Here is a 17,221-nt window from a genome sequence, read left to right on the forward strand (position 1 = left end):
GATACTTGCTCACGGTGAGAAAAAGGGCCTTCAAACAGACAGAATCGTTCTTGTTCCTGGAACCAAGAAAGAAATCGAGCTAATAAAAAAGATCTTCAATATGTTCATTTTGAATCGCCACGGATAATCCAGACACTTTCGAGCCGTTGATAATACTGATTTTCATATTCAGCCGGTGACATCTGATCGCTCGAACCATGCCGACGCTTACTGTTATAAAACATTTCGATGTAATCAAAAATATCGCTACGGGCTTCTTCACGCGTTCCGTAGATATTTTTCTTTATCCGTTAGCGTTTCAGCAGCTGGAAAAAGCTTTCCGCAACCGCATTACCGTGACAGTTACCGCGACGACTCATGCTACCTTCCAGACCGTGTGACTTCAGGAATGACTGCCACTCATGGCTCGTGTACTGACTGCCCTGGTCTGAGTGAACCAGCACCTGTTTTTGGGGATTACGCCGTCATACAGCCATCAGCAGTGCGTTCAGAACAATGTCCTTTGTCATCCGGGATTGCATTAACCAGCCGATAACCTTGCGTGAGAACAGATCAACAACCACGGCAGGATACAGCCAGCCTTCATGGGTCCTGATGTAGGTTATGTCCGTTACCCAACGCTCATCCGGAGCATCCGGATTGAACTGTCGCTGGAGCCTGTCAGAGAAACGCTCCTGGCCTCACCTTTGCGTGCCCGCGGGCTCCGGTACCCGACCTGAGCCTTTATCCCGACACGCTTCATCAGTTGCCAGACTCTGTTCACTCCGCACTGTTGCCCGCTATCTCGGAGGTCCAGATGGATCTTGCGGTAGCCATAAACGCATCCCGATTCCAGCCAGAACTGTTTGATCTGTCCTGTCAGTCTCAGATCTACCTGATGGCGTTGTGAATGCGGCTGCTGAAGCCAGGCGTAAAAGCCACTGGGATGAACATCCAGCACCCGACAGAGCAGGCGAACAGGCCAGCATCGGGTGTTGTCACGGATAAAGGCGTACCTCAGTCGGACAGTTTTGCGAAGTACGCCGCGGCTTTTTTAATATGTCCCGTTCGTCGGTAACCCGCTTCAGCTCTTTCTGGAGACGGCGGATCCCGGCCTGAGCATCGGACTGTTCTTTATTAGTGAAAGAATCCGGACCGTACTTCTTTATCCAGGCATAAAGACTGTGGGTAGTGATACCGAGACGTGTTGCGACGCTGGAAACAAAATGACCACGATCAACAACCTGTTTCACTGCTCCAGTTTTAAACTCTTCGGGATAACGTTTACCGCTCATGGGCACCTCTCTTTAAGTCATCTTAAATGACTCTGAGGTGTCTGTTAAACCCGTGGCGATTCAGAACCGTATCCATACCAAGACTTTAGATTTGTGTTTTTATAGCTCAATGTAAAAGACAGTTCATCATCACCTTGACCAGCTTTCCAATCAAGAAGCTGTGAAACCGTAATGATGGCGGATAAAATTGAGTATAATTAAGACGTTTTTTCAGTGTCTAACAACTGCTTTTAAAGTCATTTTTGAATGTTGGTATCTATGATGGTATAAATGGTTTTTAATTCAATTAAAACTCTTTAAATCAAAAAATTAGCTCTAAGTTCGATTTCTGCAGGACACCATAGACACCTCTTCTGACGTCTGGAAAAATCAATACGCAGTGTCTGAAAAAGGCTGATCCTGTGCAGGAAAGTGCCGATCTGGCACTGCTGCAGCGACGTAACCTGCACGGAAATAGAGGCCAGAGAAGACGGCGGCGGGAATCGCTGCGCGAACAGAGGCGTGTCCGCATTACGTGGGCAAAATCAACCTGTCATCTTGCCGCTACATCAGCATCGGGTCACGAAAAAATAAATCACGGGTTAAATATTCACGCATTCGCAACCTGCGTTATCTCAACGATAACGCAGGTGCTTGAGCCTTTAATTAAAACGTGATTCGCTTGCTTCCCAGCTATAAGTGTCATTTGCAATTAATGCATCGCCAAGCTCCTGATAAGCGAAATTATAAAACTCTGCGCTGGCGCCATAACCAGAGTAGTCTACAGCCGCAAGGCCAACGAAGGCTCCGGTAAAGAACCCACCATAACTTTGCAATACATAGTCGTCTGAAAGAATGGCGGCATCTAATTTGACTGGAATTTCAGTGAATGTGATGCCATCAAAGCTATATTCGTAAGTATAAGTCTCCTTCCTGACTTTGGTGCGGAACCAGACATAGTCGGTATTTTCCGGAACCTTGATGGCATCATCCTTCAGATAAGAGGTATATTTTCCACGATTATTCTCAGCTATTTCGATGACTGCTCCATTAATTTCATTCCAGGTAATAAAAACAAAACTCCAGTGACGATCGTTATAGTAATTCGTTAATCCTGCCATTTGTTGATAATTAAATGGATTGAATTTAACTTTCACCTGAGCATCAAAATAAAAGGCTTGCCAGCGTCGGGCAATAAGCGACAGGTCATGAGTGTTCGCTAAAGAACCTTGTCCGGTTAAAACCAGCTTTCCATCGCCTGTTGTACCCATTTTTTCTGTAAACGGGACACGGAGTGTATTCCAGTTGAGATCAAGCGTGGACGTTTTAAAATCATCGTACTGGCTGTGATCTTTTGCGCTTTCGGTGTAAATGGCATCTTTTGGTCCTTCGACAAAAGTTTTGCCACCGTGGCCCCCTTCAATACGTGGCCAGCCATCCTCATCCCAATAAACTTTCTGGATTGAAGTTTCTCTGCCAAGCGTTGACCAGCCACGCGGATCATAGGCTGACTCACCTGCACGATTCCACGGACGAGCGCAAAGCGAGGCGTAATACCATTCGCCTGCAGGGGTTGAAACCAGAGAGCCATGTCCCTGCTTCTGAATATAGCTGTCTGGCGTATCTACGTTAGTTAAGAATACTTCTCCCGGCTCTGTTTCAAAACTGTCGGCCTCTAAGGTTTTTGAACGCGCAACAACTTCCTGGTGGGTAAATACTGTTCCCCCCTGCGCAGCGAAAAGATAATAATATCCGTTCAGTTTGTAGAGATGTGGTCCTTCAACCAGGGCAACGGCGGTGCCCCGATAAATAGTACGTGCTGTTTCTGGTTTTAATTTCAGAGACTTTATATCAAGCTCAGTTAAGGTGATGCCATTAAAAGGATGACGGTATTCCCGATGATCCCAGGTTTGCTGGACTAAATATTTACGACCATCTTCGTCATGAAAAAGGGAAGCATCAAAACCCACGCCATTGAGTTTGATGGGATCTGCCCATGGACCACGAATATCTGTTGCGGTGGTCAGGTAGTTTGTCATGTCCTTAAAGGCGCCTTCGGTGATTTTTACATCCGTATAAACCAACCAGAATTTTCCATCGGCATAAGAGAGCGCCGGAGCCCAAATCCCTCCTGATGAAGGATTCCCTTTCATATCTAAAAGGGTTGTTGTTGACAATGGGCTGGGAAGAAGATTCCAGTGTTTCAGGTCTTTTGACTCATGTAAACGAACACCAGGGAACCATTCAAATGTAGAGTTTGCAATATAATAGGTGTCCTCGACACGGATGATACTCGGGTCTGCATTAAATCCAGGTAACACAGGGTTTTGAATAATCGACATATAACCACACCTTTTTTCTGAAATTTTATTACTTACATTTCAAACAGTTACTGATTGATTTTAAATTACACCCGTATCTCATCAAGCTGACGATTGATGTCAGTAACATTTTTATCTGAGATGGGATAAATTTGAATGATGATCATGGAAATAACGGCTAAAACGATGGGGATCCAGACAGCGGTAACAATGATTCCCTCAATAGCATTTGCACTTTGCTGCGCGCCTGTTTCGCTAAAGCCATAAACGGCCAGTAACCAAAGGGGCACAGCGCCGCCAATAGTAAAACCAACCTTGAAAAAGAGCCCCATAATCGCATTGATGATTGCGGCATTGCGCTTGCCAGATTTTAATTCGCCATAAGCAATCACTTCAGGAACCAGTGCCCACATGAAACCGGTAGCCGAGGTTAAGCCCCACTGTTTAATGAAGGTTGCAATGTAAGCAAGCCAGAGTGCATCATGCATGCCATCGCGTGACCAAACGTAAGTCAACAATTCACCGGCAATAAACATTCCCAGGAAAAGATGGAAGAAACCCTTTTTACCAAAAATTTTCTTGAGTCCTGCCCAGAAAATCGGGAATAAAATCCCCGGAATGGAAGCGACCAGACCCACAGCGCCCATCCATTCTGAATGGCCGACAACAAACTGATTGAAAAAGCCATTAACCGTGTTCATGAAAAACATAAAGGTAAAGGCCAGCATGAAAAACAATCCGAGAATGACTAGCGGTCGATTGTTTTTGAGTTCAAGAAAGAGATCGGTCGCTTTTACATTGGCAGTTTGTTCTGCTGTGGCGACAACACGTTCTTTTGTGAATTTATAACAGCAGAAAAGTGCAGCAGCGCCAATGAGCATATAAACAGAGTAAACGCCAAACCAGGCGTAGTTAGCAGATGGATCAGTATAGTTCCCCATATTGAGCTCAAGTCCGAAAAACCCCGTATCCTTGAGGCTTCGATCTTTTGGTGAGGCCATTTGTACAAACATTGGAAACAGAGTATAGACAAGCAGATTGGCACTATTGGCCAGCATCATTCGCGTACTTGTCAGTTTATCAATAGATTCAGGATCCCTTGTCAGTGAAGCATTCAGAGAACCATAAGGAATGTTCACAACGGAATAAACCAGATCCAGTGCCAGATAAACGATAAAGGCAAAAGGAACTGAACCTCTGACGCCAGGAATGGGGGCAAACATTAAAGCGGAAAGAATAACCAGGGGAACCCCTGCTCTTAACAGCCAGGGCCGATATTTGCCGGCCACTGAACTTCTTTTGTCAACATAGGTTCCTACCATCGGATCCCAAAACACATTGATAACTCGGACAAAAAGAAATATAAATCCTGCAGTTGCTGTACTGATTGTATTTACAGTCAACATATGAAGAGCAAGAAAACCGCCTACTGTGCCAAACACAAGATTTTGCGCAAAGTCACCCAGACCATAACCAATACGTTCTCCGCGGGTTAATTTATGGTATTCATCATGCCGACTTTGCATTATGTTCTTACCCATTCTAATCAGATCTCCGATTTTTGTGAATGTGGAACATTTTCTGACACAGTTAACATCGGAGGATCTATTACGTTTTTGTATTAATTAATTATGATTTTTTACTTCTGTGATCATCGAGACAAAGGTATTCTTATGGCCTCATATCCAGAATATTCATCAGCAACTCACAAGCAATATCCGCAGCAGAGGTAAGTACCCTACAGAAACAGCGTTTTATTTCAGCTGCCGTCATATATTTTGCGAGACAGCTCACATTTGAGCATTCTCTTAATATACGAGTTAAATAACATAATTGAGCAAGCGGCGAGAAAAATACAGAATATGTCTCAGTTTCTTATTTGCCTGATAAAAACAATACATAACAAAAGTAATAAAAGGGCATGAGATAAAAATATGCAGCGCTGGCGCAGCTGGCTTCTACAGCAAGGCGGGTCTATTGACAGAACTAAACGTGAAGCAATAGCAACAACAGACATGGGCAGATAACAGAGGAGCTTTTGTCGTTTCTGCAATCCTGTTTCCGGGCGGGCAGTACCCGCCCGGGCACAGAGCCTGAATCAGCGTTGGCCGTGGAATGACAATTGTCCCGGCTGATTAATGGCCTTGCGGGCGATCCAGTAAAGCAGCGCACGCTCGTCGTCTCTGTCCCGGTCAGCCATAGAAAGCAGTTTCAGGGCGAGCGTCGATTTGTTTACCGGCTGCTGTTCGTCGCTTAACTCAATAACAGCCTGCCCGATAATGCAGCGGACCTCGTCCTCGTTTGACAGGGTATCAGGTGCCTGATCTTTCATAGTTCCTCCTGTTGTCTGACTGATAAGCCTGGCAAATAATCCGCCAGGCTGCAGGCAGCACTGCCGTCCAGACACAGAGTTTTACCGATGGTTATATCAGGTCACCGGCTCTCTCACTCTGACACAGCAGCCGTGGAGCCGCCGATCATGCTCCGGGCTGTTGTTTAAAACGCGGCTCCGCTATGCCCGCTACCTCAACATCAACGGCAAAAATATCGCCTGACTGAGGATAGCGCGCCAGTTCCCCGGCGCTGCGATTTTCCCGTGAGCTGGTGATATAAAGCGTGCGCAGATCCTTACCGCCAAAAGCTACCATGGTGGGCCAGCGCACGGGTAACAGAATCTCATCCACAATCTCCGCGCTCTGTGGATCGATGCGCACCACGCGACCGCCATCAAACAGCGCCGACCAGTAAAATCCTTCGCTGTCCACACAGGCGCCGTCAGGTAATCCTCCACTGGCGTCAAAACGGCGGAAGCATTCGCGTGCACCGGGTTCGCCGCTGTCGCTTAACGGATAGCGCCAGAGCACTTCATTAGGAGTATCGCTGTGATACATCCAGCGACGATCAGGAGAGAACGCCAGTCCGTTGGAAATTTTGACGTCACGCGCCATTACCTGCAGATTAAGCTGACAGTCCACGCGGCAAAGCATGCCGCCATTTTTATCCTGCGGCTCCCACAGGCTGCCACACCAGAAATTTCCCCAGGGATCGACGCGTCCGTCATTGAAACGGCTTTTACTGGCGATGCCGGGATTATCGGCCACCTTACGTTCAGGCTGGCCTTCTGCATTCAGCAACCAGACGCCGCTGCGCAATGCAGCAATCAATCCCCCCTGTTCGCGCAACCCTATACAGCCGACCTCTTCCGCCTGGGGAAAAGTTTTCACCTCACCACTCTGCGGATCGAAGCGATGAATAGCCGGTGCCAGAATATCCACGCACCATAATACCTGCTCTTCCACTGACCAGAGGGGACACTCTCCCAGCTCAGCCTGCAGCGCTAATACATTTTCGACTTTATAGACCATTTTGTTCTCTCTTTTTTATCGATATCATTAATGTAGCGTCTGGAGAAAAAGGGGTCAGACATTATTTTTACTTGCTTTTCAGAATATTCTCGCTACCATGCCAGTGCTTTCAGCGCTTTCCGATTGGTTTTATTCTTGCTCCGGCCAGACAGGCTGTTATCAGAAATACCCTGCAATATTTCTCTAAATAACTCTACATTCTCTGCATTCTCGCTTCACTTTTCCGGCGTAACGTTACTCCCAACGGAAAAGAGGAGAACTTTCCATGAAGAAAGTGATTAAAATCGTATCGGTGGTTGCCATGATGAGCATGCTGAGCGGTTGTATTATTGACCATGGACACGGCAGAGGATGGGGCCACGGTCACGGCGGAGGATGGAGTCACGGGCATGGACATGGGCACGGTCATAGCCATCATCGCGGACGATAAGCGCGGGCAAAGATAACACACAGCAAGCAGCTAAATAAAAAGGCGGGATATTACCCGCCCTGTTTAACTTTTCAGCGCATAATTACACTGAAACCAGGCTTTCTTCAGACCGGGAATATGGCTGTCCTGAGCGGGTAAAGCTTCGACTTTATCAAATCCACGCTCACTGCAATATGCTGATACGTCAGCCTGCAGCGCATCTTTATTAAAGTTTTGCGGATCGTAACGATATTGTACGGTCTGTGAACTTTCATCTTCATCAATACGCACAAATCCGTCCGGGCTGGTGGTACTACAGCCCGTTAACAGCAAGAGCGCCAGCGCGCCAGTGATTATTTTCTGCATAGTTTCATCCTCATAGTGCAGCGCAGTGTAATCAGCCAGGCGTGCACAGACTATAAGAATGGGGCGCGATTTTGCTTTTAAAAGCAAGATTTCACCAATCAAATCGATTCAGCCGGGCGTCTGGTTTCCAGCGCCAGAAAATGCGATCATTTTGCATCGAATAAGAGTCTGCACCACACCAGGTGATTTAATTAAGAAAGAAGTTAATAAAAAATTTATGCCCGCTCTGAGCGGGCTTTTTTTTGCCCACCAGCAGAATAAGGCCATATTTATTGTCGTTTAATTATCCCCGGCGCAGATCAAGCAGCACCGGACAATTAGCGCGTTCAATCACCGCCGCACTCACTGAACCTTTCAGCAGACGGTTAAAGGGGGAAAGATGGCGACGCCCCATAATAATCATGCTGGCATTGAGCTGTTGCGCTTGCGCCACAATGGTTTCTGCCGCTTCCCCGGCGAGAATCAGCCCGCGCGCTGCAATACCGGCGCGTAACAGCGGCGCCAGCGCATAGCGCACCACCATTTCAGCGGTGTTCTGCTCATCCTGCGCAGGGGTAAAATCAACCGGATCTTCTCCCGCATCGATCTCTATCGGCTGGTTGCAGGAAGAGTAGGCAGGGTCAATGCAACAGAGCACCACCACGTTCGCCTTGTGCGCCTGCGCTTCTTCAATTGTCAGCGCAATGACCTTTTCCGCTACCGGCGTATTATCAATGGCGATCAATAAGGTTTTCATCGAGGGGTTATCCTTCTGAAGCGGCAACTTTGCCGATTTCACGCAACAGCGCATCTTTGCACTTCAGAATTTCTTCGCGATAACGGGCTTCATGTTTCTGAAATCGTGCACAGGGCGCCAGCAGAGAGAGAGAGAAGCGGCCAAACAGCGTATCGATGGCCACCGCCATGGTCGAGACATCCTCCAGCGTTTCGCCCCGGTCGTAAGAGATGCCGGTCTGACGCACCTCCGCAATCAGGCTTAACAGTTCCGGCAGGGTTTTTACCGTCTTTTCCGTCAGCTCGCGATAGGCTTCTCCGACCATCAGGCGAACATCCTCATCGCTCTCCAGCGCCAGTAAGGCCCGGCCGCCGGAGGTGCTGTACAGGGGCAGATTGAGTCCGATACGCGGCACTACGCGCAACTCCCGCGAGGCGACCTGAAAATGAATAATCGCCAGCTGCGTGCCGCTGGCGCGCGCCAGCGAGACGGTTTCGTTGGTGGCGCGACAAAGCGATTCCAGCCAGGGACGCGCAATCTCAACCACATCACTGTGTACGCCGGAGATCAGCTTCAGCAACGCAGGCCCCAGACGTAAACCGCCGGCACCCGAGCTGCGTACCAGCTGGGCATTATCGAGTGCTGCCACAATGCGCTGTACGGTAGAGCGCGGCAGATCCACCGCCTGGGCGATTTCGCCAAGGCTCATGCCGCCGGGATGCTCTCCCAGCGCATTAAGTATTTTTGCCGCACGGGCAATGACCTGAATGCCGCCTGCTTTTTCATCATCGCGGCAGGATAAAGAATCAACCATAACGCCTTCCTGTTTGGGCTACCTTACTGTAGCGCGAAACGCAGCACTTTTACACCCTGTACCACATTGCAATACAGCATATCAGGATGTAAGATACGCTCCCTGTATCACATTGCAATACACTGCATCGCTAATCATGAGTATAGCCGCCACTACTTCACAGCCTGTCGCCGCACCGGTTCCCCACCCTTTTACTCTGCGCCTGGCGCTGGGTTTGCTGGGGGTACTGATTGCTGCGCTGACGTCAGGCTTAAACGATCGCGTGACCGATATTGCGCTGGCCGATATTCGTGGCGCGATTGGCGTGAGTTACGATCAGGGCAGCTGGATCACCTCTGCCTATCAGGCTGCCGAAGTGGCGGCAATGATGATCGCCCCCTGGTTCGCCGTCACCTTTTCGCTGCGGCGCTTTGCCATTGCAGTCGCGCTGGGCTTTACCCTCACCGGCCTGATCCTGCCGCTGCTGCCCGGGCCCGGGCTGTTTATTACGCTGCGCGTGGTGCAGGGTCTGTTTGGCGGCGCTCTGCCTCCTCTGCTGATGACGGTAGCGCTGCGCTTTCTGCCGCCGCCCGTGAAACTTTTTGGTCTCAGCGCCTACGCATTAACTGCTACCTTCGGGCCCAATATGGCCGCCTCACTGGCCGCTTTCTGGACGGATGAGGTGGGCTGGATGTTTGTGTTCTGGCAGGTAGTACCGGCCATGACTGTCGCCGTGGCGCTGATTAGCTGGGGACTGCCGCAGGATCCGCTGCGTCTGGAGCGCTTTCAGCAGATCGATCTGTTCGGCATGTTGACCGGCTGTAGCGGCATGGCGCTGTTGATCCTGGCGCTGACCCAGGGAGAACGTCTGGACTGGCTGGCCTCGCCGTTATTTCTCGCCATGTTGCTCGCCGCGCTGGCGCTGCTGCTGGTGTTTCTGATTAACGAGTGGTTTCACCCGCTGCCGCTGTTCAAACTGCAGATGCTGGCGCGGCGCAATCTGGCGTATGGTCTGCTGGCGCTGGCATGCGTGCTGATCCTGGCGCTCTCCGGATCCGCTCTGCCCGCCGCCTATTTCGCCCAGGTAGAAGGATTTCGTACCCTGCAGTTTGCGCCGCTGGCGCTGGCCATTGGGCTGCCGCAGTTAGTGATTGCCCCTCTGATTGCCGCCCTGCTCAATATTCGCTGGATCGACAGTCGCTGGATGCTGAGCACCGGTGTCGGGCTGCTGGTCCTCTCCTGCTTGCTGGGATCGCAGATTACCACCGACTGGGCGCGGCAGAACTTCTGGCTGATTCAGGGGCTGCAGGCGTTTGGTCAGCCGATGATCATCCTGTCGGTGCTGATGAACTCCACCAGCGTGGTGGCTCCGCCGGAAGGCCCCTTTGCCTCAGCGATGTTCAATACCGTGCGCGGCTTTTCCAGCATCGCGGCGGCGACCCTGGTGGAGTGGTTTATCAGCCATCGTGAACAGTTTCACTCAAGTGTGCTGGTCAACAACGCCGCCAGTCGCTCCTGGCTGCTGACGGCCCCCTCCAGCCAGCAGGCGAGCAGCAGCCAGCCGCTGCTGGCCGATGGCAGCATCAGCAGCGGAGAAAACCTCGGCGCTTTTGCCGCCCTGCTGAAACATCAGGCGATGGTGCTGAGCCTCAGCGACGCTTACCTGATGCTGACGCTGATAGCGGCCGTGTTGCTGCTGTTCACCGCCTGGCTGCCTAAACGTGCCTGGCCGCCACAAACCCTGATTCAACCTGTTACGCCTACAACGAGATAAGAGATTATGCGTGCTTTACTGAAGAGAAAAACCGTGCTGCTGACGCTGCTGCTGCTGGTTTTACTGGCGATGGCCTTTTTTGTCTGGTCGGCGATGATCAGCAACGATCATCGCACCAACGACGCTTACGTGAATGCGGATTACACCCTGGTGGCCCCGCGAGTATCAGGTTATGTAGCCAGCGTGAACGTCAGGGATAATCAGCAGGTAAAAGCGGGTGAGGTGCTGGCAACCCTGGATGATCGCGACTATCGCGTGGCGCTGGAAACCGCCCTCGCCAATCTGCAGGTGAGTGAGGCGAAGCTGCTGAGTAGTCAGGCGCAGCTGGAGCAGCAGCAGTCGGTGATTGAAGAAGCGCGGGCGACCCTGGCGGCCAGTCAGGCCTCAGCGCAGTACGCCGGGCAGAGCGCCGATCGCTACAACCGCCTCTACAAGAGCGGCACGGTAGCGGCGGATGAACAGCAGAAAGCCAGCTCTACGCTGCATGCCGCCGCCGCGCAGGTGCGTCAGAATCAGGCTGCGCTGGCTGCCGCGCAGAAAGAGGTCGGGGTACTGCAGGCTGCGGTACGTCAGGCGGAAGCGGATGTCGCCTCGACCAGAGCCAGTGTCGATCAGGCGCGGCTGAACCTCTCCTATACGCGTATTACCGCGCCGGTAGATGGTATGGTCGGTCAGCGTGCGGTGCGCACCGGCGCCTGGGTTTCGGCAGGGACGCGACTGCTGGCGGTGGTGCCGCTGCAGCAAGCGTATATCACCGCCAACTATCTGGAAACCCAGCTGGCGGATGTCCATCAGGGCCAACCGGTAACGGTAACGGTCGATGCGCTGCCTGGCCAGCATTTTACCGGTCATGTGGACAGTATCGCGCCGGCCACCGGTGCGACTTTTTCGGCGATTGCGCCGGATAATGCCACCGGCAACTTTACCAAGGTGGTGCAGCGTCTGCCGGTGAAAATCGTGCTGGATGGCCGCCAGGCGGATCTGGCACAACTGCGTGTGGGGATGTCTGTGATTGCGGAGATAAACACGCGCTAAGGGGTGGAAATTCTCCCGGGATGCGCTATTTATTTTGTGATCAATTGCGCGTACATTAGCGCTCGATCCTGTTCTGAGCTGTTCAGAACGCCCTGAGCAGAAAAGGTGTCTTATTCGCCGTGCTCGCCTTTTCTTCAATCTGTTCGCGTTGCGCTGGCTCGGGATCACCATCGTCGTAACCGCTCAGAGGAGTTGCTTTGTGAAATACGCTTTGATGGGAATTTCGTTCTTCCTGTTAATCTGGATCGGCACCTTTATGCTGATGCTGTAATGTCGCAGGGGCGACACCCGGTCGCCCCCTTCGTCTTTCTCAGGCTTGTTCTTCTGTGGTCTTCAGCGTTCCCGGCAGGATACCATCGGCACGGAACATCGCTTTAATTCCCCTTACCGCCTGGCGAATACGATCGCTGTTTTCAATCAGCGCAAAACGAACGTGAGTGTCGCCATATTCACCAAAGCCGATCCCCGGCGAAACGCACACTTTCGCCTCCTGCAGCAGCCGTTTGGCGAACTCCAGCGATCCCAGATGGGCATAGTGATCGGGAATTTTCGCCCAGACATACATCGAGGCTTTCGGCATCTCCACCATCCAGCCCGCTTCATGCAAGCCTTTCACCAGCACGTTACGACGGCGCTTATACTGTTCGGCGATATCGCGAACGCATTGTTGATCGCCCTCCAGTGCGGCGATAGCGGCCACCTGCAGCGGCGTAAAGGTGCCGTAGTCGTGATAGCTTTTGATGCGCGCCAGTGCTGCCACCAGCTCTTTGTTGCCCACCATAAAGCCGATGCGCCAGCCCGCCATGTTGTAGCTTTTCGACAGGGTGAAAAACTCCACGGCAACATCGCGCGCCCCCGGTACCTGCATAATCGAGGGCGCTTTCCAGCCGTCATAGACGATATCGGCATAGGCCAGATCGTGTACCACCAGCACGTTATACTGTTTCGCCAGCGCAATGACCCGCTCGAAAAAGTCGAGCTCCACACACTGGGCGGTCGGGTTCGACGGGAAGCCCAGGATCATCATTTTTGGCTTCGGATAGCTTTCGCGGATGGCGCGTTCCAGCTCGTTAAAAAAGTCGACGCCCGCCACCAGCGGCACAGAGCGAACCTGCGCCCCGGCAATCACCGCGCCATAAATATGGATTGGATAGCTGGGATTGGGGACCAGCACGGTATCGCCATGATCCAGCGTCGCCAGCATCAGGTGCGCCAACCCCTCTTTCGAGCCGATGGTGACAATAGCTTCCGATTCCGCATCGATCTCTACCTGATAGCGCTCGGCATACCAGCGCGAGATGGCGCGACGCAGACGCGGGATCCCTCTGGAAGTAGAGTAACCGTGGGTATCGTCGCGTTGGGCGACCTGACACAGTTTTTCTACGATGTGCGGTGGCGTCGCACCGTCAGGATTTCCCATGGAAAAGTCGATGATATCTTCGCCACGCCGACGCGCAGCCATCTTCAGTTCAGCGGTGATGTTAAAAACATAGGGGGGAAGGCGATCAATACGGGAAAAACGACGCGGCAAGCTGTTATCAGCCATAATATCCTCTGGGTAACGTAAGCGCCCGGACCGTCCGAGCGACGCGGGTCACGACGGTGACCGCAACAAGAACATAACGTGGCAATAACAATTTTGTCGAGAGGAGCAGGAAATTTTTTTATTCTGGCGATTCCAGACGACCAAATACCCAGTCGTTTACCCAGCAACCATTTAACAGATAATTATCCCGCAGCGTGCCTTCCAGCTGAAAACCGTTTTTTTCCAGAATACGCCGCGAGGGCCAGTTGCCTTCGACCACCAGCGCTTTAAGCTTGTGAAAACCGGCAGAAAAGAGAAATTCACACAGCGCGCCCAGCGCCTCGCTGCCATAACCCTGCCCGCAGTGTTCACTCAGCAACATATAGCCCACTTCCGCCTGACGCCAGGGCTGCCACTCAGCGGTACAACCGAACAGGCCCAGCGCCTCGTTACTGGCGCGCAGGCGCACCACCAGACAGAGCATATGAAAACTGCTCACCTGCCAGGGCGCAAGGCGTCCGAGGAAACGCTGGCGCAGATCCTCATCATCAGGGATCTCGCCGATCCAGGTCATGCTGAGGCGATCCTGGTGCACGTGTTTAAACAGCGGCCAGTCTTCCGCCTGAAGTTTGCTGATGATTAACCGTGGGGTTTGCAATTGCATATAACACCTCTGTCGGTCTGAATGCTGACGGCCAGCCGCAGCAAGAGAAACGACCCAGATGATGCGCGGGCGAGGCGAACGGCCAGTGGCCGTTCGCAGGTGAAACGATCAGAGAATGCGGCCCAGCGTCTGGCGCAGATGGGCACCGGCTCCCAGCAGGCCCGGCTGGTCATAGGTGATCATGTACACCGGAATATCGACCAGATAATCACGGAAACGACCTTTATCCTCAAACGCCGCCCGGAAACCCGAAGCTTTGAAGAAATCCAGGAAGCGCGGCACGATGCCGCCAGCGATATAGACACCGCCAAAGGTGCCGAGATTCAGCGCCAGATTGCCGCCAAAACGTCCCATAAGGACGCAGAAAAGCGACAGGGCGCGACGACAGTCGGTGCAACTGTCGGCCAGCGCGCGCTCTGTCACATCTTTCGGTTTCAGGTTTTCCGGCACCCGGTTATCGGATTTCACAATGGCCCGATAGAGGTTCACCAGCCCTGCTCCGGAAAGCACACGTTCTGCGGAGACGTGCCCCAGTTCAGCGCGCAGCACCTCCAGGATCTGATCTTCTTCTTCGCTGTTCGGGGCAAAATCAACATGCCCGCCCTCGCCCGGCAGACTGATCCAGCGCTTATCGACATGCACCAGATGGCTCACGCCAAGACCGGTACCAGCACCGTAAATCGCAATGGGCTTATCTTTTATCGCCGCTTTGCCGCCGAACTGGATAACATCGTTTTCCGTCAGCATCGGAATCGCCATGGAAACGGCAGTAAAGTCGTTGATAATTTCCAGATGCTCGAAGCCGAGATTGGCCTTTAACTCACGGGTTGAGAAAGCCCAGTCATGATTGGTCATCTCGACCCAGTCTTCGGTTATCGGGCAGGCGATCGCAATACAACCATCCCTGACCTCCAGCTGCAGCTCGTCAAGGTAGTGGCGGATAACGGCTTCAAGACCGCTGTGTTCTGATGTTGAGAATGTTTTGGCCTGGGAGATGTTACCGCTTTCCACCTCACACAGGGCGAGGCGGGCATTAGTACCGCCCACGTCGCCGACCAAGGCATATGTTGTCATTCTTCTGCTGCTCCGCTTGGGTCTTTAAGAGTTGGAGGACACTATAAAATCCTGCCAATAAAACAACAACGCTCACCGGTACGAAAGGTGAGCGTATCAGCTAAAAAGCAAGGCATAACCTTACCCCTGATACGACACTTCTGCCCAGCGGCAACTTTCTGAATCTCAGCCGCCGTTACGCTGATGCAGGGCGGCCGCCACTTTTCTCAGCAGAGGCGGCAGGTCGTCCTGCGGCATTACTACTTCAATCAGGGAAAGCCGTCGGGTGCGGGCGACCAGCTTCAGTACCTCCTGCAGCTGGATCGTCTCCATCACACGCCAGCTCTGCGCCGGGCAGTGCAGGCTCAGGGCCTGCGGCAGGGCCGTCCAGTTCCACTGTGCAATATCATTGTAGCGCTGTGTTGCGCCATGAATAGCCCGTTCCACGCTATAACCCTGGTTATTGAGAATAAAAATGACCGGTTGCTGGTCGTCACGCATCATGGAACTCAGTTCCTGAATGGTCATCTGCGCCGAACCGTCGCCGATAATCAGGATAATGCGCCGCGTCGGCTCGGCGGTTTGCGCGCCAAAGGCGGCAGGCAGCGTATAGCCAATGGAGCCCCAGAGCGGCTGCACCAGCAGCGTTGCGCCGGATGGCAGACGTAACGCCGCAGCGCCAAAGGCTGCGGTGCCCTGCTCCGCCAGAATCAAATCGCCAGGCTGGAGAAAATCCTGCAGCGTCTGCCAGAAGGCCTGCTGCCCGAGGCGCGCCGCCGGGGCTGGTTGCGCTGCGTGAAGCGCGGGCTGCGCCTCTTGCCATAATGCGCCGTAGCGCTGAAACAGCGCATCAAGCTCGCTGAGCGCGTCCGCCATGCTGAGCGGCGCAAAGCGTTCACCGGCCACGCTGGCGCTGTGAGGTTGCAGTTCGATCAGCCGCTGCGCGTCAAACTGCTGGGTAAAACCGGCGGTAATGGTGTCGGTAAAACGCACGCCAACGCTGAGGGTGACATCCGCCTGTTCAATCGCCGCACATACCGCCTCATCGCCGCCCTGACCGGCATAGGTACCGACATAACCCGGCAGCTGTTCATCCAGCACCCCTTTGCCCATCAGCAGGCTGGCGCAGGGAATGGCGCGCCGCTGGCGCAGCCTGTTCAGCAACGGCTGCAGACGCCAGCGATCGGCCAGAAAATCAGCCAGCAGCGACACGCGGCGGGCGTCGCTTAACAGACGTTCGGCTGCCTGACGGAAGGCTGAGCGCGCTGTGGCGGAAGAGGTCTGTTCCAGTACCAGCGGCCGCGTGGGGGGCGCAACCTTTGCCTGCGCGACGTCGGTCGCCAGCAGCAGATAGCCCGGTCGGTGCTGCTGCATCGCCTGTTCCAGCACCTCATCAATCGCCTGCGTGCTGTTCTCCGTGCTCAATATCGCATGAGCCGCGCTCACCTCCCCGGCGATGCGCAGAAAGTGGCGAAAGTCGCCATCCCCCAGCGAATGATGGACGCAATCACCCTGCTGCTGCGCCTGGCTGACGGGCGCGCCAACAATGTGGAGCACCGGCACATATTCGGCATAGCTGCCAGCGATGCCGTTTAATGCGCTGAGTTCGCCGACGCCAAAGGTGGTCAGCAGTGCGGCGGCACCGTTACAGCGCCCGTAACCATCGGCAGCATAGGCGGCGTTCAACTCGTTGGTACAACCAACCCAGCGAATCGTCGGATGCGCGATTACGCTGTCGAGAAATTGCAGGTTGTAATCACCGGGAACGCCAAACAGATGGCGCACGCCGATCTCTTCCAGCCGCGCAAGCAGATAGTCAGTTACCGTGAGGGTTTTCATCAGCCACTCCTTTTTCCGGGTATGATTGCAGTATTAAAGATCCCGGCGCACCGTCGACCTTACTGCCCTCCGTTTCCCGGTCGCTACTGGCAAGCTATCGTTACGTTGT

15 protein-coding genes and 1 pseudogene are annotated in these 17,221 nt (G+C 53.0%); 4 read left to right on the forward strand and 12 right to left on the reverse strand.

Annotated features, from left to right (window positions below; genetic code table 11):
- Positions 1-104: 104 nt before the first annotated feature.
- The 6 genes and pseudogenes from E0E17_RS01270 to E0E17_RS01295 form a co-directional block, all read right to left on the reverse strand.
- A pseudogene (locus E0E17_RS01270) lies at positions 105-1,274 on the reverse strand (IS3 family transposase).
- 641 nt (positions 1,275-1,915) lie between these two features.
- Positions 1,916-3,595, reverse strand: coding sequence for a glycoside hydrolase family 43 protein (locus E0E17_RS01275; RefSeq protein WP_130830927.1), 1,680 nt, complete (start codon positions 3,593-3,595; stop codon positions 1,916-1,918).
- Positions 3,596-3,660: 65 nt separating this feature from the next.
- Positions 3,661-5,100 (reverse strand): MFS transporter, encoded by a 1,440-nt coding sequence (locus E0E17_RS01280; protein ID WP_165446247.1) that lies wholly within the window; start codon positions 5,098-5,100, stop codon positions 3,661-3,663.
- 572 nt (positions 5,101-5,672) lie between these two features.
- Positions 5,673-5,906, reverse strand: a complete 234-nt coding sequence (locus E0E17_RS01285; protein ID WP_130830929.1) for a hypothetical protein — start codon at positions 5,904-5,906, stop codon at positions 5,673-5,675.
- Positions 5,907-6,051: 145 nt separating this feature from the next.
- Positions 6,052-6,939 (reverse strand): SMP-30/gluconolactonase/LRE family protein, encoded by an 888-nt coding sequence (locus E0E17_RS01290; protein WP_130830930.1) that lies wholly within the window; start codon positions 6,937-6,939, stop codon positions 6,052-6,054.
- A gap of 493 nt (positions 6,940-7,432) precedes the next feature.
- Complete coding sequence (locus E0E17_RS01295) at positions 7,433-7,714, reverse strand: lipoprotein (RefSeq protein ID WP_130830931.1); 282 nt, start codon at positions 7,712-7,714, stop codon at positions 7,433-7,435.
- Positions 7,715-7,772: 58 nt separating this feature from the next.
- Here E0E17_RS01295 and E0E17_RS01300 point away from each other — a divergent pair, with 58 nt between their 5' ends.
- Positions 7,773-7,997 (forward strand): hypothetical protein, encoded by a 225-nt coding sequence (locus E0E17_RS01300; protein ID WP_130830932.1) that lies wholly within the window; start codon positions 7,773-7,775, stop codon positions 7,995-7,997.
- On the opposite strand, the gene E0E17_RS01305 is transcribed toward E0E17_RS01300, so the two are convergent.
- Both E0E17_RS01305 and E0E17_RS01310 read right to left on the reverse strand, forming a co-directional pair.
- On the reverse strand, positions 7,998-8,450 hold the full coding sequence (locus E0E17_RS01305; protein ID WP_130830933.1) for a universal stress protein: 453 nt from the start codon (positions 8,448-8,450) through the stop codon (positions 7,998-8,000).
- A gap of 7 nt (positions 8,451-8,457) precedes the next feature.
- Positions 8,458-9,243 carry an IclR family transcriptional regulator gene (locus E0E17_RS01310; RefSeq protein ID WP_130830934.1) on the reverse strand — a complete coding sequence of 262 codons (786 nt, stop codon included), beginning with the start codon at positions 9,241-9,243 and terminating at the stop codon, positions 8,458-8,460.
- Between the two features lie 136 nt (positions 9,244-9,379).
- On the opposite strand from E0E17_RS01310, the gene E0E17_RS01315 reads away from it, so the two are divergent.
- From E0E17_RS01315 to ypdK, 3 genes are all read left to right on the forward strand, one after another.
- On the forward strand, positions 9,380-10,996 hold the full coding sequence (locus tag E0E17_RS01315; protein ID WP_130830935.1) for an MFS transporter: 1,617 nt from the start codon (positions 9,380-9,382) through the stop codon (positions 10,994-10,996).
- 6 nt (positions 10,997-11,002) lie between these two features.
- Positions 11,003-12,031: an HlyD family secretion protein gene (locus E0E17_RS01320; protein WP_130830936.1), complete on the forward strand. Its 1,029-nt coding sequence runs from the start codon at positions 11,003-11,005 to the stop codon at positions 12,029-12,031.
- Positions 12,032-12,230: 199 nt separating this feature from the next.
- A complete protein-coding gene (gene ypdK, locus E0E17_RS01325; protein WP_130835424.1) occupies positions 12,231-12,302 on the forward strand; it encodes a membrane protein YpdK in 72 nt (23 codons plus the stop codon).
- 39 nt (positions 12,303-12,341) lie between these two features.
- On the opposite strand, the gene alaC is transcribed toward ypdK, so the two are convergent.
- The 4 genes from alaC to E0E17_RS01345 all read right to left on the reverse strand — a co-directional run bounded on the left by alaC (position 12,342) and on the right by E0E17_RS01345 (position 17,112).
- The gene (gene alaC, locus E0E17_RS01330; protein WP_130830937.1) at positions 12,342-13,577 is read right to left on the reverse strand and encodes an alanine transaminase; all 1,236 of its coding nucleotides are present in this window, start codon (positions 13,575-13,577) and stop codon (positions 12,342-12,344) included.
- 118 nt (positions 13,578-13,695) lie between these two features.
- The gene (locus E0E17_RS01335; RefSeq protein ID WP_130830938.1) at positions 13,696-14,220 is read right to left on the reverse strand and encodes a GNAT family N-acetyltransferase; all 525 of its coding nucleotides are present in this window, start codon (positions 14,218-14,220) and stop codon (positions 13,696-13,698) included.
- A 108-nt stretch (positions 14,221-14,328) separates the two neighbouring features.
- Entirely contained in the window at positions 14,329-15,294 is a 966-nt protein-coding gene (gene glk, locus E0E17_RS01340; protein ID WP_130830939.1) for a glucokinase, read from the reverse strand.
- Between the two features lie 165 nt (positions 15,295-15,459).
- Positions 15,460-17,112 carry an alpha-keto acid decarboxylase family protein gene (locus E0E17_RS01345; RefSeq protein WP_130830940.1) on the reverse strand — a complete coding sequence of 551 codons (1,653 nt, stop codon included), beginning with the start codon at positions 17,110-17,112 and terminating at the stop codon, positions 15,460-15,462.
- Between the last annotated feature and the right edge of the window lie 109 nt (positions 17,113-17,221).

Source organism: [Erwinia] mediterraneensis (assembly GCF_900604315.1).
Classification (GTDB): Bacteria; Pseudomonadota; Gammaproteobacteria; order Enterobacterales; family Enterobacteriaceae; genus Pantoea; species Pantoea mediterraneensis_A.

Coding starts and splice junctions, on each gene's coding strand:
- alaC (WP_130830937.1), bottom strand. CDS start 13,577: ATGGCTGATAACAGCTTGCCGCGTCGTTTTTCCCGTATTGATCGCCTT.
- E0E17_RS01305 (WP_130830933.1), bottom strand. CDS start 8,450: ATGAAAACCTTATTGATCGCCATTGATAATACGCCGGTAGCGGAAAAG.
- E0E17_RS01345 (WP_130830940.1), bottom strand. CDS start 17,112: ATGAAAACCCTCACGGTAACTGACTATCTGCTTGCGCGGCTGGAAGAG.
- E0E17_RS01300 (WP_130830932.1), top strand. CDS start 7,773: ATGGGGCGCGATTTTGCTTTTAAAAGCAAGATTTCACCAATCAAATCG.
- E0E17_RS01285 (WP_130830929.1), bottom strand. CDS start 5,906: ATGAAAGATCAGGCACCTGATACCCTGTCAAACGAGGACGAGGTCCGC.
- E0E17_RS01335 (WP_130830938.1), bottom strand. CDS start 14,220: ATGCAATTGCAAACCCCACGGTTAATCATCAGCAAACTTCAGGCGGAA.
- E0E17_RS01320 (WP_130830936.1), top strand. CDS start 11,003: ATGCGTGCTTTACTGAAGAGAAAAACCGTGCTGCTGACGCTGCTGCTG.
- E0E17_RS01310 (WP_130830934.1), bottom strand. CDS start 9,243: ATGGTTGATTCTTTATCCTGCCGCGATGATGAAAAAGCAGGCGGCATT.
- E0E17_RS01295 (WP_130830931.1), bottom strand. CDS start 7,714: ATGCAGAAAATAATCACTGGCGCGCTGGCGCTCTTGCTGTTAACGGGC.
- E0E17_RS01275 (WP_130830927.1), bottom strand. CDS start 3,595: ATGTCGATTATTCAAAACCCTGTGTTACCTGGATTTAATGCAGACCCG.
- E0E17_RS01290 (WP_130830930.1), bottom strand. CDS start 6,939: ATGGTCTATAAAGTCGAAAATGTATTAGCGCTGCAGGCTGAGCTGGGA.
- E0E17_RS01280 (WP_165446247.1), bottom strand. CDS start 5,100: ATGCAAAGTCGGCATGATGAATACCATAAATTAACCCGCGGAGAACGT.
- E0E17_RS01315 (WP_130830935.1), top strand. CDS start 9,380: ATGAGTATAGCCGCCACTACTTCACAGCCTGTCGCCGCACCGGTTCCC.
- glk (WP_130830939.1), bottom strand. CDS start 15,294: ATGACAACATATGCCTTGGTCGGCGACGTGGGCGGTACTAATGCCCGC.